The sequence below is a fragment of the Novipirellula caenicola genome, assembly GCF_039545035.1.
GTDB classification, from domain to species: Bacteria; Planctomycetota; Planctomycetia; order Pirellulales; family Pirellulaceae; genus Novipirellula; species Novipirellula caenicola.
The window spans coordinates 89,860-115,288 of the sequence record NZ_BAABRO010000006.1; the positions used below are offsets into that span (position 1 = coordinate 89,860).

The window sequence follows — 25,429 nt, forward strand, 5'->3', positions numbered from 1 at the left end:
CCACTGAATGACCCGACTTTTCAGTTCAGCTCCATTCGATGCTTTCTCATGTACGAGTGGCATTCCACACAGCGAACGGTCATCGACACGTACCCAAGTGTGGCTCGGCTAATATTCTTTTCCTTGGCCGCTTCGGCGATCATATCCGCGGTACGTCGAAATTCCTGACTTTGAGTGACATACTCCGGTGTCTGTAACACATTCCAGCCACTTTCGAGGCTCAACAATTTTAATGCTTTGGCATTCTTGGTAATGGCATCAAAATCTTCGAGCGTCAGGCCTTCGAGGATGGCTTTCGACTTGTCGAGCTTCATTTTCATCAATGGAGTGATTCGATGAGGTGGTTCTTCGTTCGGGGGATCGGCACAACTGATCTGCCAAGCGGATGTTGCGATAAACATGGCCAATACCAGGACACTGACAACTTTCATCATCGATACTCCAGCGACGCGGGTGAGGGGGAGAAGGAAACAAATGGGATTGAGCCGGAAAAAAGTGGCTTGTTCGAACGACCCAACCGGTCACTTTGGGAACGCACCGCCGAAACGGGATGGTGTTGCCGAAGGAGGGTTATGCGTGGGTGTCCCCCGAGCGGTGGTGTCGGTAATGTTGCCAGCATTCCTCTTCGCGTCCTCGAACGATGCGGCAGCCACGAAGTTTGCCAAATTGCGAGGTGATCACCGTCCATCGATCATGTGATTTGGGATCGTCGCGATAAAGAATGACCCAATCCTTGGTTGTATTGAGCTGATGTGCACGCGCGGTGTTCGAGTACATCGCGGTGTAGTGCCGATCGCCTCGTTGGCAATGAAGAATCGGAAGCCAAGCGACAGACCCAGGATTGAAGTGCCGAGGTGCGATTTTTGGCAACTCGCCCTGTGAAGCAAGCCGGCGGTACTCTTCGTCCACGTCCAACAACTCCGCCACCGGGACGGTGTGATCGGAATCCTTCATTGCGGAATCGGCATGCTCGTAAACAGCCTGTTCTGATCGTGTCAAGTCCGCGGCGGTTCCGCTTGGGCCGCGATGGCGAAGTCGATCCGCCAAACTTTCGCGAATCGCTCGGATCCGTTTGCGACCCATCCCCGGTACCTTTGCAAGACGTCCGTCCTTGGCGGCGGCCCACAATTCGAGAAGCGTTTCGATCTCGAGTTCGTCATGGATCCGGTGCGCCAACTCGGGACCGATGCTGGGCAAAGTCGCAAACAATCGTTCGGCAGTCTCTTCGCCACGCAGCCGATCCAATAAAGGAATGCGGCCTAATCGCAGGTACTGTTCGATTAGGTTTGCGATCGAATGCCCAATCGTCGGCAACTCGATCAACCCCACCACACCCTCGTGCAGCATGATGTTGCGAACCGGCGTCGCCAACGAACGGAGTGTCTTGCTGGCGTTTTGATAAGCTCGAACGCGAAACTCACCTGCACCTTGTTCCGCCAACAGGTTGGCGATTTCGTCAAGCAGTTCCGCAATGGCTTGATTCTCTAACGCCAAGTGCGACGACGCGGAAACCGTTTCGATCTCGCGAGCGATTTCGTCGGGTTGATGAGACTGAATCGCGACCATCACAGCCACCTGCGATTTGTTGGAGAGAACGTTGCTGTTTCAACGGACAGGTCTTGCCGAATTACTTCGGTGTCCGAGGAAGCGAGACATCCCGAGCGAGTACCTCGTCAAGAAACGAAAGAACGCGTCGCTCGTCGATCGTCGTTTTGACAAACCCCAACACGCCACCCGAAGCATTCGCTACCGCCCTGGCGCGATCCATGATGTCCGTGCGAAGCGACAATAACGCATCATCACTCATTTGGCTGATCAACTCGGTGATGTAATGTTTCCAAGTCAACGCAAGTTGCTTTTTCGGTTTGTTGGACAACCAATGCTCGAGCAGATCCGCAGCAGGCGTTCCCTCGGTAATCCCTTTTTCATGCGCCGCCGCCAAAATGGGTTGGCGTTCCTCGGGATCCACTTTCCCATCGGCCCAGGCAACGAGGACCAACGGAACCAACGATAACGCGGCGACCGTTTCCGCATTCGCACCGGCTGCCAACAATTCGTCGATCAACTTGGCATCGCTAATCCCTGTCACCTCGGCTAGTTGTCTTCGGTGCGTTTCCAGTTCCGTTTTTGCCTTCATGTTTGCAATGAGTCGCTCGTCGACTCGATGGAAAAATTCATCTTCCAATGCTTGACGACGATCGGTGAATGCGTCTTTCGTCACCATTACTTACTCCCATGTTGATTGCCCGTTTGAACTTGGTTGCGATTGCAACGAGTGGAGTAAATTGCAAACGTTGTGCCATCACTGTCGGGGATGCTTCCCGTGCCGTTTTGTTGTGGAAAGCATCCGCTCCTTAGTGGGTGCGAGTCATTAAAGTGTGCCGCCGCAGCACACATGTGCACTGTTGTCGCACTGTAGGCGTTCAAATTGTTGCCTCGGGGATTGAAAAAAAGTGCACAAGCGAAATGAACTTCGCCATTGTCGATCACCCTTCACTTGCTTGGCGCATCGTTTGCCCGGTCCGCGTGTAACAAACGTCACACCTTCAACATCCACCCCCACCCGATTCTGTGCTCACCCCGAAAACCCCGGCGACGGAAGCGTCCGTCAGTCGAAAACAAAGTGCGATCGCAGTCCTTGCGGTCGTAGCGATCACCGTTCATTTGATATTGCGTTTCGGAATCCGCACGGACCAATTTGTGGCCGAGCTTCCGCTGCTTGCGGCCTTAATCTTTGGCGGTGTCCCGCTGGTTTGGGAGCTGTTGGTCAAGTTATTCCGGCGTGAATTCGGTTCCGATTTGTTGGCGGGTATTTCGATCGTGACCTCGGTGGTTTTGCACGAGTACTTGGCGGGCACCTTGGTGGTGCTGATGTTATCTGGTGGCGAAGCGCTCGAAGCATACGCGGTGCGTAGTGCATCGTCGGTCCTGCACGCGCTGGCCAAACGGATGCCCTCGGTGGCTCATCGCAAACGCGGCTCGATGCTTGAGGACATCGCGCTGGACGAAGTGAATATTGGCGATGAATTGCTCGTGTTGCCTCATGACATCTGTCCGATCGACGGTACGGTGGTCGAAGGCCACGGAGTGATGGACGAGTCGTATTTGACCGGTGAACCCTACATGATGTCCAAGACGCCTGGATCGCAGGTGTTGTCCGGCGCGATCAATGGGGATTCCGCTTTGACGATTCGTGCAGAGAAGTTGGCGGTCGATTCACGCTACGCCAAGATCATGCAAGTGATGCAGTCGTCCGAACAACACCGACCGCGAATTCGCCGACTGGGCGACCAATTGGGCGCCTTTTACACGCCGCTTGCGGTCGCCTTGGGGGTTGCCGCCTGGGGTGTTTCCGGTGACCCGATTCGTTTTCTTGCAGTCATGGTGGTCGCGACGCCTTGTCCGCTGCTGATCGCCATTCCGGTAGCGATCATCGGATCCATCTCGCTGGCGGCACGCCGCGCCATCATCATCCGCGACCCAGCAGTGCTGGAACAAGTTGATGGGTGCAAGACGATCATTTTTGACAAAACGGGAACGCTGACCTACGGCAAGCCGCAGCTGACCGAACAGCTTTGTTCGCCCGAGTACGAACCGCGAGAGGTACTTTCGCTGGTCGCCAGTTTGGAACAATATTCCAAGCACCCGCTGGCCGAAGCGATCGTTGCGGCCGGTCGAAATGCGAATGTGGTTCTCAAAGAATCCAGTCAAATGAGCGAGCGTCCGGGCGAGGGACTGCGCGGGATCGTGGCGGGCAAGGAGATTCGCATCACAAGCCGTCAAAAATACGTTGTGGGTCATCCTGAGGCGAACGATCTGCTGCCACCGCAAGTGGGCGGATTGGAATGCCTTGTTTTGATCGATGGCGACTATGCGGCGACGTACCGATTAAGGGATGCACCGCGCACCGAGGGGGCGCTGTTTGTCAACCATTTGTCGCGGCGACATCAGATCGAGCGAGTTGTCTTGCTTTCGGGGGATCGCGAATCCGAAGTGCGGTATTTAGCCGAACTCGTCGGCATCTCGGAATCTTATGGTGGGCAAAGCCCCGAAGATAAATTGGACTTTGTGCGGCGGGAAACCGAGCGAGTCAAGACGATCTTCGTCGGCGACGGGATCAACGACGCCCCCGCCTTGATGGCCGCGACGATCGGGATTGCCTTCGGCCAAAACAGTGATGTGACAAGCGAAGCCGCTGGAGTGGTGATCATGGACAGTTCGCTGGCCAAGGTGGACGAGTTCATGCACATCAGTCGGCGGATGCGAACGATTGCGTTGCAAAGTGCCGTGGGAGGCATGACGCTGAGCTTTATTGGAATGCTGATCGCTTCGGCCGGTTACCTGCCGCCGGTCGCCGGTGCGGTCACCCAAGAGGTGATCGACGTCATCGCAGTGCTCAATGCCTTGCGAGTCGCTTGGCCCCCTAAGACGCTCGTCGATTTTTGAAAGCCAAAGCTCCGCCTTGTCGTCGACCGCAATGGGCGATGTCGCAAGGATACATTGGGCTTACCTTGGTTTGGGGCGGGGTTTGAACTTGTAGACGATCCTACCGGTTGTGTCGATGTAGCCGACATGGTTCGCGGCGCTCATGCCATAAAAAAACGGTGTCCAGTTTCCTTTTGGAATTTGAGCAACTTCGTTGCCTTGTTCGTCCATGATCCACGTTCCCCACTTTCCAGCATTGTCCCCTTCGACAATTGCAAAACCCTCGCTGTAGCGTGTCGGCCTGCGGAACGTCGGAGACACCACCCACTTGCCCCTACGATCGCAATAGCCCCAAATGGGCTCATCGTATATCGTCGGGTCATATCCGTCCTTGCCACGTTTTGCGGGGTCTCTTAGGCGGATCAGGCCATTGACAAAACCTTCGTATGCAATGTGGTCGGGATGTTGTGATAGCTCCAGCGTTGCATCCAGCGGGAAGTCCGACAAACGTTTGCCGTCCGGATCGATAAAAAACAGACGCTCGCCCTGTTCTTGCAGTACCATCGCCATGCCTTGATCGTACCAAGTGACGATTTCGTACTCCGGGGCGACCGCCCAACTCCCATCGCGTTGGATGAATCCCCATTTGCCATCGAGCTTGACGGCGGCTCGCCCTTCACGAAATTCCTGAAATCCTTCGAACTTGGGCTGCACAAGAATGTTTCCTTCTCGGTCTGCCAATCCCACCTTGCCGTTGATCCCTTCGTGCGTGACGAAGACCCGATCCTCGGCAATCCGGCTACGAGCCACATACTCCACGGGCGCACGCCATTTCTTCAAAGGATCGAAGGTGATCGCGGGGACACGTCCAAACGCATCGTCGCGTCGGGAAAGATCCCAGACGAGAAAAAGCGAGTCACCCAAGTTTCGGATCTTTGAAACATACTGGATGGGAGGGGGGAGTTTCTGAAGGCCATATCGATCGCCGAACCCCCACCAGTTGCTAGTTGGCAATAGGACCGTCGATTGCCCACTTAGCTTGGCATACGAACTTCGAGGCGGCCTGAGATAGCAATAAGAAATTCCCATCGGCCGCCCGTCAAACAATGCCGTTCCCGAACGGCTAATTGCTAAATTATGTTCTGTACCAGGTAACGGGTAGAAGACTTCAACTCCCTCGGGGATGGTATAGCGTTTTTCGTAGTAGGCTTCATCGCGAACGACTCGGTCGCGATTTTCTAGATACAGACGCATGCCACCGGAGAGCCACCAATAGCCGAACCAAACTGCCGTGCAAATCGCAGTGGCGACGATGATTCGCTTGGTCGTGATTTGCTTCTTCATAAATCCTGTCATCTCTAACCCTCAAGCGGCCAAATCACGGCTTCGGCGATGGCTTCCAACGTCGCGTCAAATTCATCTTGAATATCGAGCGGGTTGGTATTCAGTCGGTGAGGTACTCGAAGTCAGCCGATCGAAGTGGCGTTAGCTGAAGCTCCAAACAGGGATTCGAACTTAAGATCACAACGGTTGCAGACCTGAGGTTTGAGTCGATTCCATAAGCATGATAACCGCTGGCGTGAATCACTTCGAGAGTCGCCGATTTGTCACCCTCATCATGATCGTCGTCGGCGAGCGGAGTGAGAACGAGTTCAACGGAGGATTCATCTTTCGGAATCACGATGTGGTATTCGGAAGGCCCTAGGGCATCAATCAAACCAGGGAGTGAGTAATCATTGGGAATGTAAGTAAAACCACTGTTTGGCCCCAAACGAGTGATCACGCCATGGGAAGGGCCGCTGATGATTGATGGCTTTTGGACCACCGTGCGATTGCCTTTGAATGTGTCAATCGCCATCAAATGCTCGCCGGTCCAGATGGTGTTGAGTTTGGCAGAGGGAGTGTGCAGGGATAGCAATCGGTTGCGTCTGGGAATCTTACGGCATGCGGTCTGCTTGTCAACGCACCTGAGTCGGTGTGCCCGCAAAAAAATGTTGATACTGATCGTGCGACTGCGCCACCGGATCGACGTGGTTTGGCGCCTATCGCCTTGCGAGGATTCCAGCCACGCTAGGACCGATCTATTTTTGATTACTTGCAAGATGTGAGCACAGGGTTAGCCGTCACCGTTGCTTGCGTTTTGACAAAAAACGGGACTTTAGCAGGCGATTGTGGTATCCTGAATTGATCCTTCCTCTGCCTCGATGGGAGTCTACTGCGATGAAAGTGCTACTTGCGACCGACGGGTCATCGTTAGCGAAGAATGCTGCGGAGTTGCTGCACCATCTAAAATTCCAGCAGCCCTTGAAACTTTCGGTGCTTACCGTTTCGTTAGGGCCTGAGCTGACCATTCACGGTAATCTTCAGAACTTGACCCGCGAGGAAGAAGAAAAGGAGTTCGTCGCCCGGCATCACGCCGAACTCGAAGCGATGTTCAAAGATCAGTGTCCCGACTATTTCTCGAAACTGCATCACACGGGAAATGTGGCCCAGTCGATTTTGGAGGTCTCGCGACGCATCGTTGCGGATCTGATCGTGATCGGTGCAGTCGGCCATTCGTTGGTCAGCCGGATGTTATTGGGCAGCATTTCGGATCGCGTCGCGACCCATGCAAAATGTTCGGTTTTGGTCGTGCGACCGCCCGATCAAGATCATCGCCCACATGTCTGTCCCAAGAAGATCACGATTGCCTACGATGGGTCGATCGCGTCACGCGAAGCCATCAACGAAATGATGCAGTTAACGTGGGATCCGGATTGTGAGTTCAGCGTGCTCAGCATTGCGCCAAGTTACGACTACCTGATGAGTGAGGGAGTGGCGGCAGGCGTCCTTGAGGACGAAGCGAAAGCCTTGGAACAAACCAAGGGTAAGGCCGAGTACATGGCCAAGCAACTTGCAGAGAAACTGCCTAACACGCACCCGCATGTGATTCGCAGCCAACACGAGGGCGAGGCCATTGTTCGCTTTACCGAGCATCAGCAGAGTGATCTGGTGATTCTAGGGGACACAGGGCACAGTTTGCTGCACGATCTGTTTCTTGGCAGCACCACCAAATACGTCTTGCGTCATGCGCCCTGCAGCGTGTGGATTTCACGCCATCATCACACAGCCGAAGGCGAATGAACGAACGTAAACACGAGGGGGCGTCTCCCGCTATCTTCGACTTCGATGGGCAAAATAGATGCAAGCGTATCATGTGACGTTCTTGATCCGAAGCAGTAACTAAAACCATGCGTCGCATCGAATTCGGAGCCTCGACGCCGTCAAGCGGCAGCAATAGATACCGGTTTTGGTGTTCAGGACATATAAAACCCGGGAATATCATAGCCAAAGTCACACCGAATAACCGGTCTAGATCTGGAATTGCCGGACATCTAGATTCGGCACGGTCGGCAGGACAATGTGCAGTTTTAGAAAATTGTTGTGGCTCGACGAACTACCTTTCAACTGGTGGTGTCAATCCAGTTGCCCGGCAATTGCGTAAAATTTCGGTGCCATACTTCGTTGAACTTGGATGGACTGCGACTTGCATATTATCCAGAACTAAGCAACAAAAGGATGCGGGGCACTTCAGATACAATCGGCGAATCAAAGATGCAGCAGCCAAAAAAGAAACACCAGCATACCGTTCCAAAAATGTTCCTGTCTGCTTTCGCATGTGAAGAGAACGAAAACCAGATCTTTCAATACTCAAGAGAATCGCTCGACGTTTTTCCTGTCGCGATTCGGAAAGCAACGGTGCAGAATCACGCCTACTCGATTCCCGATCACCCTCTTGTGCATGAACTTTTTCTCGAGGACTCATTCATGAAATTGGAGTCTGAAGCCAGTCTGCCGCTATTGAAGCTTAGGCGTGGCGAAAGAATCGAGAGCTTAAAAAAAGTAGAACGATACAGAATATCCGAACTATTTGCGGTGCAGTTCAAACGGACCACTGCAATGCTTCAGCATCGTGATTCGCATGCCTCCGATTTTGCACGCCCTGAAAACACCCTCGCTTATATAGAGAAACATCATGCTGACCTCGAAAAACGGTTTGGACAGCTCGAAGTAGACAAGTTAATAAATCGTACAATAGAAACAGGAATGGGACTCAATGTTCCGAGACAACAGACGCTCCTCCACGCATTCATCGGTCTTCCAAGACTTACCGATACAATATTTCGAATGAATTGGAGAATTGAGCGTGCGCCTTGCAACCAGTTTTTTGTAACTTCGGACAACCCAGTTTTTGTGCGTCGCCGTGGACGTCCAAGGGATACACATCTAGTCGGGTTTGAACGCGATGATCTAGGCGCCGAGGTGTACGTTGCACTTAGTCCCTCAAAGTTTTTAATCGCGTCGTGGGACACACCGAGGACCCGTAAATCGGCATCGTCCTCGCGCGTTTTCGAGCTTAATCGCCTCACTGTATTAATGGCGAATCGTTTCGTTTATGCTTCACGGAAATTGCCCTCGGTGATGGAGTTACTCGTCATGGAGCAAGACTTCCGGCTAGAATTGCCAGACCTTATTGGCGAAGTATTGGGCCCCTGATCAATCTCAGAACGCATTCTAAGACGGTTGCTGCTCAAAACTTCGGACAAACGCCGTTGTTTCCCTTCGGCAGCCGTCTGCGACGTGCGATCTCAATTTTTGGGGGACCATCCAGGAATAGACAGGAAACTAAATCGACAGCACGATTTCCATAACCCAATCACGTGTTTTCCTGTTTCTGTCGCAACAATTCTTGTGACAACAAAACTGCAACTGTCAGCGATGGCAAGTGCGCTGGACGATTAAGTCGGTACATTACTGAATCTCTATCAACCATCGCATTGTAGCTGATAGACTGCTGTCGAGAAGCAAGACCTTTCGACGACACTGGACTTTCGTCGAAAGTATATTCATCACGTTCAATCGAGTCTTGGCGGAAGTTTCTCGTTTCGATAGATCGACGCAAAACGTCGCTATGTAACTTGACGTCTATTTTAAAACTAAAACTATCACACAAAGTGGCTTTAGCCCCAAAAGTGCAAATTCAAAATTTTCGTATTGATCGTTAACTTTCGGGTAAGGCATAGATTGGGCAAGTCATTGACCACCTTGCGCTAAGGATGATGCGGAAGCGTCACAGGAGACTCGAACCCGAGCGGCTTGACCGCCAGGATCGAGCAGGGAACCAGCGGCAGCAATCGCTCTGCGGTGTTGCCGGTGATCAGACCCGAGATGCCGTAGCGGCCCAGCGTGCCCATCGTCAACAAATCGATGTTGTATTGTTCGATGCAGTGCCAGATCGCGAAGTCCGGCGGCCGCGTGGCAAAGTGGATATGGGCTTCTCGCGAGAGATTGAATTGTTTCAGTTGGTCGTTGATCTTTTGCTCGGCATCGTGACGGTATTGAGCCGCTTGTTCAGCCGACACGGGGGCTGGGAAAACGTGGTCAAATTCGGGGTATTCGATCGCGTGTAACACATGCAGTTCCGCATCGTGCAATTCGGCCATCGCGCCGCCTAGTTCCATCGCTTCGTCACCGACCGGACGCAGGTCGTGAGCGACCAGGACCGAGCGAAGCTTTTGCTCGGGCGGCAACTTGGTGACCCACACCGCGCAGGGACATTTTCGCAATAGCTTGACCGTATGACTGCCGGTTGAAAATGGGTGCTTGGGGTGTTCGTCCTTGGCACCCACGATCACCAGATCGTGATGCTTCCAAATCACTTGCCGGATGGTTTCCATCCAACTTTTGCCGAACACGACGCGATTGTCCGCGCGGACGCCTTCGTCGTTGGCATGTTGCACCAACTTGGCCATCACCTCCTTGGCATGATCGCGAACGGTACGCTGGTCATGCCCCTGTTGTACCGGCAACTGCGTTTCGGCATCGAGATTCGGCGCCCAAGGCGACAGCACGTTCAGGAACGTTAGATGGGCGGCATTGATTTTGGCCAACCAAATCGCCCGCGTGACCGCTTTCATTGACGCCGCGGGAATCGTGTCGACGACGTGGCGGTCGCCCTCGGAAAGGTCGACGCCCACCAAGATGGATTTAAATCGCTTCATCTTCGTTTCCTATCTCCGATTCCTGTTACCCAGATACACGCCTTACCCTGATACACGCATTACCCAAATACACGCGATCGCCCGATCCACGCCCCCATGGCGTGAACGCGGGTTCGTGTGCAACCCATGCAATTGCATTCGCGTTAGAGCTGACTCGCCAGGAAAATGGCAAATGATGTGCCAAGCAGCAAATGGAACGATTCGCTCACCTGGCCGTAGCGTCACTTCGGCTACAGGCCAACGTTCCGTCTGCGGCGATCCTTTTTTTAGTGTGCGTTATAGATCCAGTGTAGAGGGTCATCCAGGGATGAAGTGTGCTCCATCGCACGTGGAGATGAGCGTTTTGCGTCTTTGTTACGCGAACACCCTCGCTTGGATTCTTTGGCATGATGAATGCAATTCGTTTCATGCGAACCCTAGTCAACTCAATTCACGCGGGCCGTAAGCACGAGGAGCGAAGATGCGTCAATTGGCCTGGATCATCGTTGTCCTCGTGGTTCTCACTGGCGTCGGAACCGGATGGTTTTGGCTGGTCGAAGGTTGGCCGCTGGTGGATTCTGCGTTCATGACCGTGATTACCTTGAGCACCGTGGGGTACAACGAAGTCCGGCCATTGAGCGACCGCAGTCGTGTCTTTGTGATGATCTATTTGGTCTGCGGTCTGGGCGTCTTTCTTTTTGCGGTCGTCCAGCTCGGTGAGATGATCGTCCGTGCAGAGCTGCGAACTTGGTTAAGGAAACGAGGCATGAATTCGACACTTCAATCGGTGAAAAACCATTTCATCGTGTGTGGTTTTGGTCGCATGGGACGAACGATTTGTCATCATTTGGCAGATCGTCGATTGCCGTTTGTGGTGGTCGACCAAAACGAAAAAACACTTGCCGAATGCGAGCAGTTTGGTTGGCCGTGCGTCCGTGATGATGCGACCAGCGACTGTACGCTGCTGGACGCAGGGATCGAGCGTGCTCGCGGCTTGGCGGTCGTTTTAGACAGCGACGCTGATAATCTGTACGTCGTGTTGTCGGCGCGTTTGATTGCGCCCGAGCTGCAAATCATCGCACGTGCCACGGACGAGAGCAGTGCACACAAGATGGAAAAGGCGGGGGCCAATCGCGTCGTCAGCTTGTTCGCCAATGGGGCGGCCACCATGGCTCAGCTGTTGATCAATCCGCACGTCGAAGACTTTTTCGAGTTCGTCTCGGGAACGGGAGCGACGTTGGACCTTGCCGAAATTCGCGTCGGTGCCAATTCTCCATGTGCAGGGCGAACGTTATCGGCGACCGATTTCCGCAGCCGCGGTGTCATCGTGGTTGCGGTGCGTCGCCCCAATGGCGAAGTGTTGCTGCCACCGGCGGGAAGCACCGTGATTCACGCCGACGACGTGCTGATCGCGTTAGGCAAAGTCGCTGCTGTGTCCGCCGTGCTGTCATGCGAATACCAAGACGCATCCTGATGAACCCGCTGCATGCATCTCGAACCCACCAAGGTTGCTGTTCATGTCCGCCGTCGCGATCGAAGCTGGAAATCTCATCACCGGAATCGGCGGCGGATTAGCTCTGTTTCTGTTTGGCATGCGTCAGATGACCGAGAGTCTAAAGACGGTGGCTGGCAGCAGCATGAAGACGTTGCTGGCACGCTTGACCGCAAACCGATTCACCGCAGCGATCGCGGGCATGATTATCACCGCGGTGATTCAATCCTCGTCGGTCACCACGGTACTGATCGTCGGTTTTGTCTCGGCAGGGTTGTTGACCTTAAGCCAATCCATCGGAGTGATTATTGGTGCGAACGTGGGCACCACGATCACCGCCCAAATCATCGCCTTTCGCGTGTACCAATACGGCTTGTTGCTGATTGCCATTGGCTTCTTAACCGACGTGGTGGCCCGAAATGAAAAGATCAAACAGTGGGGCATGGTCTTGATGGGGCTGGGGATGATCTTCTTTGGCATGAATCTGATGAGCGAGGCGACCACTCCGCTTCGTCAGCTGCCATTGTTTATCGACATGATCCAGAATATGCAAAACCCGCTGATGAGCATCGTGATCGGTTTTGTCTTCACCGCCATCGTGCAAAGTTCCTCGGCAACCACGGGGATCGTGATTGTGTTGGCAAGCCAAGGACTGATTTCGCTCGAATCGGGAATCGGATTGATTTTTGGCGCCAATATCGGAACCTGTGTGACCGCAATCTTGTCCGCATTCGGCCGACCGCGTGAAGCGGTGCAAGCCGCTTGGATCCATGTTCTCTTTAACGTCGGCGGCGTATTGTTATGGATGTTCTTTATCCCCGAATTTGCGCAGATCGTGCGTGTCATTTCGCCGACCGCTAATGACTTGCACGGCGCCGCGCGGTTGGCGGCGGATACACCTCGTCAAATCGCCAACGCGCATACGGTTTTTAACGTGGTGAATACGTTGTTGTTCATTGGGTTCACCGGGCCGCTGGCCAAATTGGTCAATCGCATGGTGCCCGAACGTGAGCAGCCCAAAGGAATCGACGCAATCTATCTCGATGCAATGTTTCTCGAACATCCTGCCTTGGCACTTGACCAAGTGCATCGCGAACTGGTGCGTCTAGGCGAATTGAATCAGAGTCTGTTGAAACAATCGCTTGCAGTGGCAACGCAAGGCAATCGTCGAGACATCGTCCGGCTTCGCGAGCGGGTCGCCGATGTGGACCATCTGCACGGCGAAATCATCACGTTCCTGGCCCGGCTTTCGCAAAAGAATATCATGGATCCTCAATCCACCCAGCTGTATCGCTACATCGGCGTCGCCAATTACATGGAGAATGTTGGGGACGTCGTCGAGAACAATGTGCTGACCGACGCGACCAAACGAATCCAGTCCAACGTGGCTGTTAGCCTCGGAACGATCGAAGTGCTAAGCACGGTGCACAAGCAGGTCTGTTGGGCATTTGATCGGTTGATCACGGCGCTTCGAGAGCGAGACTTCGACGCAGCCCGTGATGCAGCGGAAAGCAAAACCGAAGTCAACAAAATTGCCGAGAAGGCCGCGTTTCACTTGGCCCAGCGACTGGTGGCCTACGAACCGAATCGGCTCGCTTCGTTCAAAGTGGAAACGGATATCATCGAGAACCTTAAACGGATCAACACACTGACGCGGCGGATCGCCCGCGTGCTTCTGGAAAACGAAGTCGTCTCTCCGCCTCCGCACGAGTCGTGGTCCGCAACCAACGCAACGGACCACGTGAACACCTAAACGCATTTCTCGACAATCGTTCTTGACCGATGGCGGGATGCCGCTAGAGTTGAATAGCGAGAAGGTGAACATCAAAACGTATCGACAGGAAGTCGCTACCCTCGTCAGACGGTGGCACCTCAATCTGACGAGCTTCGCCACGCGAATTCTTTATTGGCTGCCCTAAGGATCTGGCACGCATCCACAAATGCAATCATCGGATTGCTTTCAATATTCATGTCGTCGGTTTCGATCCTATCTCCCCTACGGATTCCCGTAATGATTCAAACAACAGCCTCTTCCTCCCACGCCGCCGAATTGCCCTCCGTGATCTCGTTGGACGTGGCCCTCAAGGCGAACGAACTGTTTCACACCTGCCCCTATTCGTCCCTCCGAAACGTTCACTGCCGCTTTCACGAAGGCGTCCTGATTCTCAGTGGCGAAGTGCCCTCGTTCCACATGAAGCAAACCGCTCAGGAATTGATTCGACACGTGCTGCATGTCGAACAAATCGACAATCGTCTTGTCGTTGCTCGATAATGATCGTTACTTCGTATTCGCCAATGGCACCAATTGCAGTGCGTCCAAGATGACGAACCCATCGGTGCCGGTGTTGGTTACCGAGATGACGGTCTCGCCAGCGTCGCTGAGATCCGCGACACCGATCGAGCGGAACAATTCGCCTGCGGGCAGCGTTTGAGTTTGGTCGACACTGAACTTCGCTTCTGTCGAATCACTGGTCACGAGCACGGGCACGTTGGTGGCGCGCGTCGGATGGGCCGAATAAGCCATTCGCAGTTCGTACTTGCCCGACTTGGGTACGGTTAAGCGAAATGTGGCTTTCGAACCGCCATCGGCGATCTTGTCATCATGCACGTAACCGCGGCCGACATGGGGCGAGAAATTCGTCGAGTGCTTCCAGACACCGCTCAGTTGAGCCGCTTCATCATCCAACACGATCCCCTGCAACTTGGACACATCCACAGTGTCTTGATCAAAAATTCCCTCTGGGATTTCCAACACCTGTTTTTGTCTCACCAGCCGCTCACGTAGTTCGGGATAATCGAGTTCCTGCACCGCCGCCTCTTTATCAGCCGCCATCGCCGCAGCGATCCCGGCAGATTGTCCAAGAATCATCCAAGTCGGCTCGACCCGAATCGACGAAATGGCCACGTGGGTGCATGAAAGTGCCACCGGCACCAATAGGTTCGAGCATTCGCTCGGCACTGGCAAAATCGCACGATAGGGAATGTGGTACGGATAGCCGTGTCGTTTTCCCTTCATCCGCACGGGAAAAATCGTCCCTTCGTTGACCACGCCCCCGTCACGCAGCGCGACGCGTTGGCAATCGTGCGAGTCGATTGGAAACGAGGAAACCACGATCGGATCCTCTTTCTGTTGATCGACCAAAATGTCATTTTGGCTGACCACATACATGCCCTTCATCCGGCGGCCTTCGCGAACGTAAAGCTGCGGCGAGAAGTGGCCGTATTTCGCGAACTCGTCTTTGCACAACCCGAGTCGAGCGTAGTGTTTGCGCGTGGACTCGGGCACCGCAGGATCGGTCGTTAAGAATTGGAAGAACTCGAGCGTGTATTGTTTGTGAGCTTCCCAGATCTGTTGACGCTTCGCCGCGTCGGCTTCGCTCCATCCGTTGCAGGCTCCGACAAACCCAAACGAAAATTGGCCGCCGATCGAATTGTTGCCGTCCAGTTTTCCGCCAGGCACATCGTACAGGTCAAAACCAACACCGCTGCCGTTGTTCCGCAAGTGGCGGCGAACGGCCTCGAAGCGAGCCGGATCATAATGGTCCGGCTTGGGCATCGGGACACGATTCTTTGGATCGGCAGTCAAGCACAATCGGAAACTGTAAACCATCACATTCGAATCGCCTTGGTCCACAGGGCCGGCGTCGGTGGTGGTGATCAACGGCAATGGATTTCCGTCGTCATCCAGTCCCGCAATGTTCATCTTCGCTTTGGGATACTGTTTCCCCGCCAACGACTCGCCGTACTCGCTTTTGCCTTCGCGTCCGATCGTCCAGCTAACGCCAGCCGCGGCCATCAAATCGCCTTCGTAGGTTCCATCGATAAACACCTTGGCCGCGAAATCTCCGTCGCTTGTTCGCAAGCTTTGGATGCGACTGCCATCCTTGACCACCGACTCAAGCACACGTTCGGTCAGCACGGTCACCTTGGCCTCGCCGAGCATTTGCTGGGTCACCCGCGCGGCCACGTGCGGCTCGTAGGACCACTTGCTTTGATCTTTGACGCTGACGTCGTAAGGCAATGTGACGCCGCGGGATTGATAGTCTTGCTCGATTCGGCGATGCCATTCATCGAACAGCCCCATCACGGTGGTGCGAACGGTTTGATTGGAATCGCTAAAGCAGAGACCGCCGGTGTTGACGCCGCCCACGTGATCGGTGGGTTCAAGCAGGATCACCGAGGCACCTTCACGGGCCGCAGCAATCGCCGCGCAGAAACCGCCCGGCGTCGAGCCATAGACGATCACATCGGCTTCGGTCGCCGCTGGGGACGGGCCGCTGATGCCGATCAGCAGTGCGACAGCCAGGGGAACTCGTGTGCAAAGGGAAGGAAGTAGCGTCTTGGTAATGGAAACCATGGTGGGAATGATCTTGAGGTGGGGCGAGGGTAACGCCGTGAACGATTTTCTGGTAGCTACCTTTGCCAGAAGGTGGTGATCCGCATTGGTCGTCAACAATCCACGCTCTGGCGAGCGTAGCTACGAAACGCAAATGCGGTAATTTGCGGCCTAAAAAAAGCGCTCGTTACTGCGTCAGTTCTTTGACGCGGATGTCACGCCACAGCACGGTGCCGCTGTTGCCTTTGTGAATCTGCAGTCCAAAGAAGCCTTCGGGATAAGTGCCATCGTCGACCCAGTGGGCTGCCGGGACACCGTTGAGCCATGTTTTGACGACGTTGCCTTTGGCCATGATCGTCAAGCGATTCCAGTCGGTTTTCTTCAGTGCCGCGCGGACCTTCTGATGCTCTTTCAACCACAGCGGGTAGAAGTAACCACCACAGCTTTGACCATAGATTCCGCCGGACCAATGGCGGTCGCCGGTGATGCCTTCCATTTCCGCTTGCGGTCCAAACACGGTTTCCGACTTGACGCCCTTCTTCGATTCGGACGTTTTCGACTGAGCGCGAAACATCACACCCGAGTTGCCGTTGACTTCCCATTTCATCTCGCATGTAAAGATGAAATCACGGTAGTCATCTTTGTCGGTGGACAGGTAAGTGCTTGGCGATCCAGGGACGCAGGTTCCCTTCAGCACTCCGTCGTTCGCTTCGAACGTACACGTGCCGCCCTTGGGGGACCAACCAGTCAAATCTTTTCCGTTGAACAGCGAGGTGAACCCTTCGGACAAGTCGGGTTCCGCGTCGGTGTTCAATAACATCTCGTCGGCGGGCGGAATGTTCTGTTGATTCTTGTACTTTTCGTACCAATCCTTTTGCTGTGGATCGACTTCGCCGGCCGCTGCGACGGCTCCGCTGAACACCATTCCGCAAACGAGACTAAACATGATCCACGGTTTGCAAACCGTGATGGATTGAAGCAACATTTTGATTCCTGTTTTGGATGCAAGTTTTAGATACAAGGAAAAACACTGGTTTTTGATAGCAAGATCCTAACACGAGCAACCCTCCTTTTCGCCCCCTCGGTTGTCGCAACCGCCTCGGCAACGAAAAAACAAGAGGGATGATTGGTTCGAGAGCGACGACGCCCTTTTGGCTTAATCTCGCTGCCACAAGACGCGGTTGCTCGGATCGTGGGGGCAGATCGCGAATTCACTATCCCATGCCGGCATCGCTACGGCGGATCGCAGGATGGTTGGGAGTGCCGAAAATCGCACCTAACCGATCTCAGGATAGGTCCACGGAGCTCGATATTTGCGTTTTAGCAGTCCGTTGGCTTCGTCATCACCAATGATGCGTTGCGCGTCGCCATCCCACCGCACGCTGCGTCCGAGTTTGAGCGACAACATGCCCAACAGACTCAGTGTGGTGGCTTGATGACCGATTTCGATATCCGCAGTCGGATGTCGACCTGATTCAATCGCTTGCAAAAAGTCGGCCCATAACAATTTTAGATTGTGCCCGTCGGGTTCTTGCAGTTGATGGTCTTCATGCACCACAGGTTTGCGGGCATCGTCTGGATAGAAAGTCCAACCGTCACGCCATCCCATGTGGAAGGTTCCCTTGCTGCCGTAGAAATTACAGCCTACGGTCGACTTCTCTGGACCGGCGCCCCCAAATTGGCGATGTTCCCAAATCGCGGTGAAGTCGTCGAATTGATAGGTCGCGATTTGTGAATCCGGGGCGTCCGTGGTTTGCACGTCCTCGTTCAATACGGCTTCGCCACGCACTGGACGACCGCCGGTGGAATGAACACTCTTGGGTGATTGTTGATCACACCACCACAACATTTGGTCAAGCCAGTGCACGCCCCAATCGCCGAGTGTGCCGTTAGCAAAATCGAGGTATTGGCGAAAACCGCCCGGATGGATCTTGCGGTTGTACGGACGCAGCGGAGCCGGACCACAATACATGTCCCAATTGAGTGTCTCCGGCGGAGCACTGTTTTTGGTCGGTGTTTCGGCGCCGCCGCGGCTGTGAACAAACATTCGCACCAGACCGATGTCGCCAGCCCCGCCGTCCTTCAAGAATTTCATTCCCGAAACATGGTGCGGTCCAATGCGGCGGTGCAGTCCTACTTGGACGATGCGATCGGCCGCGCGCGAGGCCTTCAAAATTGCTTGGCTTTCTCCGATCGTATGGCCGGTCGGTTTCTCGATGAAAATGTGGGCGCCCGCTTCGATCGCTGCCAGCGTGTTTAGCGCATGCCAATGATCCGGCGTCGCGATGATCGCAATCTCGACCTCTTCCTTTTCAAACAGCTCGCGAAAGTCCGAATACAGCTTTGGTTCTTCGCCCGAAAGATCGTTGACCTCTTCGGCCGCGAGTTCCAATTTGTCTTGGTCGACATCACAGAGGGCGACGACTTTGGTTTGCCCCGCGGCCATCGCTTCGCGCAAGATGTTCATGCCCCACCAACCCGATCCGATCAGCGCGGTGCGATACTTTTTGTCCTTCGATGCTGCATGAATTTTGGGAGCGGCTGCCAACGTCGAAGCAGCAACGGTGGAGGCAATAAAGGCACGTCGATCGAGAGACATCGAGTGATGATCCTTGGTTGGGGAAAGGAAGGGCGAGGCTTCTAAGCAGGTTATTCGGTAAGCCGACGGCGCTAGTTCGACTGTTGATTTAGTGAGCCGTGACGCGTAAGCGGCCGGGTTCCACGCATTACCCGGTGCCTTACGGCCCGCGGCTCAGGTCATTGTGTGGAACGACTCCTACCGAGCTGCTTATCTTAATCGCGGAGATCGACGCAAGCGACTTGGCCTTGGATCGATCGGCAAAAAACGCGTCCTGATGACAACACCGGGACCGTCCAACATTTGCCATCGAGCACCTTGGCTCGCGAAATTTCGCTGAATCCTGCCGGCGTTGCTGCGGCGAAGACCAATTCGCCCGCTTCGGTCAACAGGATCAGTTTGCCATCGGCCAGGCTCAGTCCACCAGGCTTTAAATCGTCTTCGGACCATACCACGTCGCCGGTTTCCCAGTTCAGACAGGTCAACCGGGCACCGGATTCCATGTCGCCATCGATCCCGTACAAATGCCCATCGTGCAGTAGCGAGCCATGCAGTTGGTTCAGCATGTTCTTGTTCTTCCAAATCAACTCGGGTTCGCCGTCGGTCAATTTGAACAACGCCGCGCCGCGATTGTATCCCGAGCAAAGAAACATCTTGCCATCGTGAATGATCGGTTCGGCTGCATTGCAACCAAAACTGGTTAACCAGCGAAGTGACCATTGCGGCTGTCCCGTTTCCAAATCGACTCCGGTAAACGATCGGCCAGACGGAAACACGATGGTCTTTGTGTTTGGAATCGGAACCGGTGACGCGTAGCCGCACTCGCGGTCCGGGGATGCCCAGATCAATTCGCCATCATGTTTGTTGACGACCGCTCCTGATTCACCCAAGGTCAGCACAAGTTTGTCACCGACGACAAGTGGCGCCGCAGCGAATCCCCATCCAGGAACGCGAACCTCTGCCGCGTCCGCGATTTGTTTTTGCCAGCGGACTTCGCCGGAGCCGGCGTCAAAGCAGAACAGTTCACCAGCACGGCTGAGAACGTACACGCGATCACCGTCGATGGTCGGTGTGGTGGTGGGACCGCCTTCGAAGTCACGAGCATCCAAGGGGGCCGGATATGCGTGTTTCCAAATCAAGTGACCATCGTTGACGTCGACACAGTACACCACGGAATGATCGTCGACATGTCCTAACGTGTAGGCTCGGTCGTCTTGAACCACCACCGAGGAAAACCCGGTTCCCACGTCGATCGTCCAGGCAATCGGCATCGTGCCCGAAGGCCATTCGGATTGCCAATGGGTTTCCGTCGAGATGCCGTTTAGGTCTGGGCCTCGCCATCGATACCAATCCTCGGCATGTAGCGTGGTGGGGAAATGCCATGTGGCGATGCAGACGCCGAGTGTCAACATCGCAAGCGACCGCATTTTGAGAGCAACGAAGGTGGGCATGGTTGCGAAGGTGGAAGCATTCATGCAGCGAGTATAGCACGCCCGCGACGCAATTGGCGACTCGTCGTCGGGGGGCAAGCTTGACTCAGCGTGAGAGCACTTCGCTGGGCGATATCAGGGCTTGCTGCTCGCTGGGGCGAGCCGTTTCGGCGGTCACGGTCGAGGGATGGGTGCGAGGTGGTCGGCCCGCACGCTTCCAAAGCTCGACGTGTTTCTCCTTGACCTCACGTAGATCGTCTTCGGTTTCGGAGGCGTATTGCTGAGCTTCGGCAATCATCTTTGACACGGTTCCAAACCGGGGGTCTGCGCGCACCACACTCGATTGCGACATGCTGTCGATTTGTTGTTGAGCGATTGCCAATTGTTGTTCGAGTTCGGCAACGCGTGAATGAGCCGATTCGACTTCATCGAGCGTTTGCTCGTCGAATTCAACTCCCGCAAAGGAGCGAATCCCTGCGTCACTGAGGATTTCCCGAATGGTGGCCGGAGCGAATAGCAGTGCCAGCATCGCCATCACGATGATCAGCTCGCGTATTGCGGCGAATCCATCACGGATTGACGCGTATTTGCTGGAATTCGAGTCCGACATGATGCGACAGGACATCCAAAGGAAGGGAAGCGTTTGGCATCTTTTCGCCTATTCAAGCACGCGGCGTCCAGAGCGATTTGGGTGGTCGGAACGGGGGGGGGAGCCGTGGGCCGTAAGGCACCGGGTACCGCGTGGGACCCGGCCGCTGACGCGTCACGGCTCAATAAATCAACAAGCCGTCAAGACTTTTGTTCCCTGACGCATCCCCCGAAACTCTTGACGAGTTCCGCTACGAAATGCTTCACGGTATGATTCCTGCCTAGCTGCTTAGCGAACCGCATGTGATGCCAGCACTTTTTGAATCTGATGCAACCGGTGTTCGTAGTCGCCGTCGAGTTTTGTCAGTCCTTGCAGGTAGGCTTGTTCTTCGTGAAGCCGGGCCGCAAATTTGGGCTCCCACCGCTTCAGGATCAACGGCCCAAACAGCAACGCGGCATCGAGGTCGACATCGGCGTAGGCGGGGTCGTTTGGCGTGGATGCATTATGCGTGGCGTCCGTCGCTCGTTGCAACGAAATCACCGCGTACGGCCAGTGCCCCCAAGCGATCTGTTCCTCATTTAAATGAAAACCGTTCCGCAATCCCCAACCACGAACGAGTTCATGTTGGCGATTGGGCTGCAGCACAACGTGATCGGGAACGCGATCAGAGAACGCTTCGAGGATCTTGACGATACTTTCGGCGCCCATGCCACAGATACTCAAACTGGTCAGCTCGCCCGGTTTAATCACGGCCAAGCCATCGCCGAAGCGGACGTCGGCGGATAGCCCCTTTAGCGCAAAGCACGAATTTTCGTACGGCTGCGATTTGTTCTCGACCGCGATCCCTTTGGCAATCCGCTTGCTTCGCAACAGCGACACAAGCAGCCCACCGTGATCCGATCCGATGTCTCCATGGACGACCGACGAATCGCCGTGCGGGTTGATCAGCGCAGCGACGGTTCGCAAACGAATATCTAATTTCGGCATGGCAATCAGGACACTCAGTCGCCGTCCAACAGATTGCCCAGCGAGCCGAGGATCGACCCTTCGCCTTTTCCGGACGGTCCAGCGTTCGCGACAATCCGTTCGGACAGTCGTCGCATCGGCAAACTTTGTAACCACACTCGTCCGTGCCCTCGCAGCGTGGCCAGGAACAATCCCTCGCCTCCGAGGAACATGCTTTTCAAATTCCCTGCACGTTCGATGTTGTATTCCATATGAGGTTCAAACGCGACCAAGCATCCGGTGTCAACACGCAGCGTCTCGCCATGCAGTTCTCGTTCGATGATCGTGCCGCCGGCATGGATAAATGCCAACCCGTCGCCGACCAATTTTTGCATGATAAAACCTTCACCGCCAAACAAACCGGTTCCGATTTTTTTGTTAAACGCGATGGTGACTTGGGTTCCAAAGGCGGCACACAAAAATGCGTCCTTTTGACAGATCAAATCGTTGCCAGGAATGGTCGCGAGATCGATAGGAATGATTTTGCCTGGATAGGGCGCCGCAAACGCCACGTGACTTTTGCCCGCACCAGTGTGAGTAAAATGGGTCATGAACAGCGATTCGCCGGTGATCGCGCGTTTGCCGACGCTCATCATCTTGCCAAAGAAACCGGTATCGGGTTCCGATCCGTCCCCCATCTTGGCTTCGAACTGGATACCTTCTTCCATGTACGTCATCGCGCCGGCTTCGGCGATCACCGTTTCGCCTGGATCCAATTCGACGATCACCATCTGCATGTCGTTGCCGACGATTTCGTAATCCACTTCATGGCTACGGCGATTGGCACCGCCGCCATGCCCCGATCGATGCATGTTTTTGGGGGCAGCGGACACCGGAAACGAACTGACCGGCGTATCGGCGACCACATCGATCGGTTCGGGCAATGCAGGCACTTGCAGGACCGCAGCGCAAGACGGGCATTTGACTCGTTTTCCGGCGTAAGTTTCAGGAATCGCCAATTGCTTTCCGCATTGGCAGTGGAGATTGAGGGTCATGTGAGTACTCTGGCAAAATCGACAAGGAATGTTTTGCGGCTCGTCTTTGAATCAAGGGGCTTCGCAGGAAAACGTCCCGCGTCGCAGCCACTGGATGATTTAAAACAGCCTGCTATTTATAGCGTAAGAAATCATCACAGGGGGCGCCACTGGGCGAATCACCGGGTATGATCCGCCCCCGAACACACACGTCGACACGCTTTCCCTCTCCCACCTTTTTATGGCGAAACGAAAACCTGAGATTCGGATGCGTACGTTTGGGATCTACACCCAATGGGATGCCGATTCCAAAGAGCTTCCGCGATTCTGCAAATCAACCACCTCCGTGCGAGCCGAGGTCGGCGTCGAATTTGGCTTTGTGGTCAACATTAAAAACGCCAAGAACCAATCGCTGCGTTATTGCATCGATCACCCCGGCATCCTAGACGCCGACGGCAAGAGAAGACCCCCGTTTGACGGGATCGTGTACGTCAAACAAAACGATTGGAATTTTTATCTCGGTGATACGATCTGGGAACCGATCGAGGACAAGTTAGGGCTGTGGCAGTTGACGATCGAGATGGACGAAAAGGTTGTCGCCGAGAAAACGTTTGAACTCTACCGCGACGATGAGGGCCCCGCGGAATACACCCTCGCTCCACCAAACGAACGGCCGTAAATCCAGCGGTACCGATGCGGTAGCGGACATGCGAGAGAACATAGGCGGAAATTCGGTGCCGGTGGCTAGCGCTGAGCCGCTAAAACTCTGGTATTGATGTCGGATATTGGGGTGAGTTTTTCTTCCAGCCTATAACGTAGTCACCTCTCCACCGACGAAGTCGGGGGAGAGGTCGAGCACGCCCTTAAGGCGTTGCTCGGGTGAGGGGGCGACCGCGCTATTATCCGAGCAATTCAGGTGCAAACGGCTTTTGCGTTGGTGAGCGAGTTGCTCGGTCAGCCCCCTCACCCGAATGTCGCTGAAGGCTCCATTCGACCTCTCCCCCAACGAAGTTGGTGGAGAGGTGGCAGAATACTAACGCAACCAAAAATCACAAGAACCGCAACGTTTTAGTTGTCCAGGCTCACGCCACCGACATGGGGCGTGTCGGCCTCCGGCCTAAGACTGCAAATTTCAGCGTCTGCGTCCTGTAGCTACGCTCGCCAGAGCGTGGATGGTCACCAGCCAATACGAATCACCACCTTCTGGCGAAGGTAGCTACTCGAAAAAGCGTCGCGGCGTTAGCGGGTCAATCCCAGCTGAGACTGCCGGCGGATTGGTACTCGGTCACACGCGTTTCGAAAAAGTTTTTCTCTTTGGCCAAGTCCATCGTCTCGCTCATCCAGGGAAATGGATTGGACGATCCATATTGCATTGGTAACCCAATCCGCTCGAGTCGCCGGTCGGCAATGTATTGGACGTAGTCGCGGAACAGGTCGTGATTGAGTCCCAAGATTCCGGTCGGCAAACAATCGCGTGCGTAATCAAGTTCCAATTCGACCGCTTGCTTGACGCGGTCGATCATCGCGTTTTGGAACGCTTCGGTCCACAAGTGAGGATTCTCGGCTTTGATGCCGTTGATCAAATCAATCCCAAAATTCAGGTGAATCGTTTCGTCTCGCAAGATGTATTGGAACTGCTCTCCAATCCCGGTCATCAGATTGCGGCGATGAAACGACAACATCATCACAAAGCCGGTGTAAAAGAACACCCCCTCCATGATCAGGTAATAGCCGATCAAGTTTTTCAGGAACGCTTGAGCTCCTTCGTCCGTGGACGTGGTGAAGTGCGGATCAAGCACTTCGGCGGTCAACTCGGTTTCAAACGCATCCTTGCGAGCGATCGCGGGGACTTCGTGATACATGTTGAACACTTCGCCTTCGTCTAGCCCCAGACTGTCGACGACGTACAAGAACGTGTGCGAATGTACGGCTTCTTCGAACGCTTGTCGAAGCAGGTATTGACGACATTCGGCATTGGTGACGTGTTTGAAAATCGCGAGAACCAGGTTGTTGCCAACCAGACTTTCAGCGGTCGAAAAGAAGCCGAGGTTTCGCATGATCACGCGGCGTTCCGCGTCGCTCAATCGGTCGCTTCGCCATGTTTCGATGTCCTTGGTCATCGGCACTTCGGTTGGCATCCAGTGGTTGGCGCATCCGTTTTGGTAGTGCTCCCACGCCCAATTGTATTTCAGCGGCATCAATTGGTTGACGTCCACCTGGCTGCAGTTGATCAAACGTTTTTCGTTAGCGGCAAAACGATCGGCTTGAAGTTGAGTGTTTTGGGGTGCGTTCATGGCCTACATCCTCGGGTCGGTAGGAATGGGAATGGTGGATCGAGAGCGAAGCCAAGCGGCTAAGCCAAGACGGGTGTTGCAAGTGATCGGACCTTCGATCACTTCATCGTGTTTGTTAAAGTGGGTTGCTTGGAAAGGCCCGTTTCGCTGTGGCAAATCGAATCCGCCTAGGTCCGTCAGCGTAAAATGGTCGCCATTGTTCTCGACCCGAACAAACGCACGCGCGATGCCTGGGGTGTGAACAACACGGAAACCGCGTTCGAGCCAATTGACGTAAAACAGCATT

General features: G+C 54.5%; 22 protein-coding genes. 7 read left to right on the forward strand and 15 right to left on the reverse strand.

The window, feature by feature from the left end; all coding sequences use genetic code 11:
- Window positions 1–20: 20 nt before the first annotated feature.
- The 3 genes from ABEA92_RS14180 to ABEA92_RS14190 form a co-directional block, all read right to left on the reverse strand.
- Window positions 21–434 (reverse strand): hypothetical protein, encoded by a 414-nt coding sequence (locus tag ABEA92_RS14180; RefSeq protein WP_345684501.1) that lies wholly within the window; start codon window positions 432–434, stop codon window positions 21–23.
- A gap of 136 nt (window positions 435–570) precedes the next feature.
- Window positions 571–1,566: a helix-hairpin-helix domain-containing protein gene (locus tag ABEA92_RS14185; RefSeq protein ID WP_345684502.1), complete on the reverse strand. Its 996-nt coding sequence runs from the start codon at window positions 1,564–1,566 to the stop codon at window positions 571–573.
- 61 nt (window positions 1,567–1,627) lie between these two features.
- A complete protein-coding gene (locus ABEA92_RS14190; protein ID WP_345684503.1) occupies window positions 1,628–2,224 on the reverse strand; it encodes a hypothetical protein in 597 nt (198 codons plus the stop codon).
- Window positions 2,225–2,571: 347 nt separating this feature from the next.
- Here ABEA92_RS14190 and ABEA92_RS14195 point away from each other — a divergent pair, with 347 nt between their 5' ends.
- Window positions 2,572–4,446, forward strand: a complete 1,875-nt coding sequence (locus tag ABEA92_RS14195) for a heavy metal translocating P-type ATPase (RefSeq protein ID WP_345684504.1) — start codon at window positions 2,572–2,574, stop codon at window positions 4,444–4,446.
- Between the two features lie 60 nt (window positions 4,447–4,506).
- On the opposite strand, the gene ABEA92_RS14200 is transcribed toward ABEA92_RS14195, so the two are convergent.
- Both ABEA92_RS14200 and ABEA92_RS14205 read right to left on the reverse strand, forming a co-directional pair.
- A complete protein-coding gene (locus ABEA92_RS14200; protein WP_345684505.1) occupies window positions 4,507–5,769 on the reverse strand; it encodes a WG repeat-containing protein in 1,263 nt (420 codons plus the stop codon).
- Between the two features lie 100 nt (window positions 5,770–5,869).
- Window positions 5,870–6,283: a hypothetical protein gene (locus ABEA92_RS14205; RefSeq protein WP_345684506.1), complete on the reverse strand. Its 414-nt coding sequence runs from the start codon at window positions 6,281–6,283 to the stop codon at window positions 5,870–5,872.
- 362 nt (window positions 6,284–6,645) lie between these two features.
- On the opposite strand from ABEA92_RS14205, the gene ABEA92_RS14210 reads away from it, so the two are divergent.
- Together ABEA92_RS14210 and ABEA92_RS14215 are read left to right on the forward strand one after the other, a co-directional pair.
- Window positions 6,646–7,548, forward strand: a complete 903-nt coding sequence (locus ABEA92_RS14210) for a universal stress protein (protein WP_345684507.1) — start codon at window positions 6,646–6,648, stop codon at window positions 7,546–7,548.
- Between the two features lie 471 nt (window positions 7,549–8,019).
- Entirely contained in the window at window positions 8,020–8,961 is a 942-nt protein-coding gene (locus ABEA92_RS14215) for a DUF4238 domain-containing protein (protein ID WP_345684508.1), read from the forward strand.
- Between the two features lie 554 nt (window positions 8,962–9,515).
- Here the strand turns inward: ABEA92_RS14215 and ABEA92_RS14220 are convergent.
- Window positions 9,516–10,466, reverse strand: a complete 951-nt coding sequence (locus ABEA92_RS14220) for a universal stress protein (RefSeq protein ID WP_345684509.1) — start codon at window positions 10,464–10,466, stop codon at window positions 9,516–9,518.
- A gap of 460 nt (window positions 10,467–10,926) precedes the next feature.
- Between ABEA92_RS14220 and ABEA92_RS14225 the strand changes: the two genes are divergently transcribed.
- From ABEA92_RS14225 to ABEA92_RS14235, 3 genes are all read left to right on the forward strand, one after another.
- On the forward strand, window positions 10,927–11,919 hold the full coding sequence (locus ABEA92_RS14225) for a potassium channel family protein (protein ID WP_345684510.1): 993 nt from the start codon (window positions 10,927–10,929) through the stop codon (window positions 11,917–11,919).
- A gap of 43 nt (window positions 11,920–11,962) precedes the next feature.
- The gene (locus ABEA92_RS14230; RefSeq protein WP_345684511.1) at window positions 11,963–13,690 is read left to right on the forward strand and encodes a Na/Pi cotransporter family protein; all 1,728 of its coding nucleotides are present in this window, start codon (window positions 11,963–11,965) and stop codon (window positions 13,688–13,690) included.
- Between the two features lie 258 nt (window positions 13,691–13,948).
- Window positions 13,949–14,209: a BON domain-containing protein gene (locus ABEA92_RS14235; RefSeq protein WP_345684512.1), complete on the forward strand. Its 261-nt coding sequence runs from the start codon at window positions 13,949–13,951 to the stop codon at window positions 14,207–14,209.
- Between the two features lie 6 nt (window positions 14,210–14,215).
- On the opposite strand, the gene ABEA92_RS14240 is transcribed toward ABEA92_RS14235, so the two are convergent.
- The 7 genes from ABEA92_RS14240 to ABEA92_RS14270 form a co-directional block, all read right to left on the reverse strand.
- Window positions 14,216–16,294, reverse strand: coding sequence for an FAD-dependent oxidoreductase (locus tag ABEA92_RS14240; protein WP_345684513.1), 2,079 nt, complete (start codon window positions 16,292–16,294; stop codon window positions 14,216–14,218).
- 166 nt (window positions 16,295–16,460) lie between these two features.
- Window positions 16,461–17,258, reverse strand: coding sequence for a 3-keto-disaccharide hydrolase (locus ABEA92_RS14245; protein WP_345684514.1), 798 nt, complete (start codon window positions 17,256–17,258; stop codon window positions 16,461–16,463).
- A 291-nt stretch (window positions 17,259–17,549) separates the two neighbouring features.
- The gene (locus ABEA92_RS14250; protein ID WP_345684515.1) at window positions 17,550–18,872 is read right to left on the reverse strand and encodes a Gfo/Idh/MocA family protein; all 1,323 of its coding nucleotides are present in this window, start codon (window positions 18,870–18,872) and stop codon (window positions 17,550–17,552) included.
- 194 nt (window positions 18,873–19,066) lie between these two features.
- The gene (locus tag ABEA92_RS14255; protein ID WP_345684516.1) at window positions 19,067–20,326 is read right to left on the reverse strand and encodes an outer membrane protein assembly factor BamB family protein; all 1,260 of its coding nucleotides are present in this window, start codon (window positions 20,324–20,326) and stop codon (window positions 19,067–19,069) included.
- 61 nt (window positions 20,327–20,387) lie between these two features.
- A complete protein-coding gene (locus tag ABEA92_RS14260) occupies window positions 20,388–20,891 on the reverse strand; it encodes a hypothetical protein (RefSeq protein WP_345684517.1) in 504 nt (167 codons plus the stop codon).
- Window positions 20,892–21,158: 267 nt separating this feature from the next.
- Window positions 21,159–21,857: a tRNA (adenine(22)-N(1))-methyltransferase gene (locus ABEA92_RS14265; protein ID WP_345684518.1), complete on the reverse strand. Its 699-nt coding sequence runs from the start codon at window positions 21,855–21,857 to the stop codon at window positions 21,159–21,161.
- A 14-nt stretch (window positions 21,858–21,871) separates the two neighbouring features.
- Window positions 21,872–22,870 carry a TIGR00266 family protein gene (locus tag ABEA92_RS14270; protein WP_345684519.1) on the reverse strand — a complete coding sequence of 333 codons (999 nt, stop codon included), beginning with the start codon at window positions 22,868–22,870 and terminating at the stop codon, window positions 21,872–21,874.
- 220 nt (window positions 22,871–23,090) lie between these two features.
- Here ABEA92_RS14270 and ABEA92_RS14275 point away from each other — a divergent pair, with 220 nt between their 5' ends.
- Window positions 23,091–23,528: a DUF3859 domain-containing protein gene (locus tag ABEA92_RS14275; RefSeq protein WP_345684520.1), complete on the forward strand. Its 438-nt coding sequence runs from the start codon at window positions 23,091–23,093 to the stop codon at window positions 23,526–23,528.
- Between the two features lie 568 nt (window positions 23,529–24,096).
- Here ABEA92_RS14275 and ABEA92_RS14280 read toward each other — a convergent pair.
- Together ABEA92_RS14280 and ABEA92_RS14285 are read right to left on the reverse strand one after the other, a co-directional pair.
- Complete coding sequence (locus ABEA92_RS14280; RefSeq protein WP_345684521.1) at window positions 24,097–25,143, reverse strand: ribonucleotide-diphosphate reductase subunit beta; 1,047 nt, start codon at window positions 25,141–25,143, stop codon at window positions 24,097–24,099.
- 3 nt (window positions 25,144–25,146) lie between these two features.
- Window positions 25,147–25,428, reverse strand: a complete 282-nt coding sequence (locus ABEA92_RS14285; protein ID WP_345684522.1) for a hypothetical protein — start codon at window positions 25,426–25,428, stop codon at window positions 25,147–25,149.
- Window position 25,429: the final 1 nt, after the last annotated feature.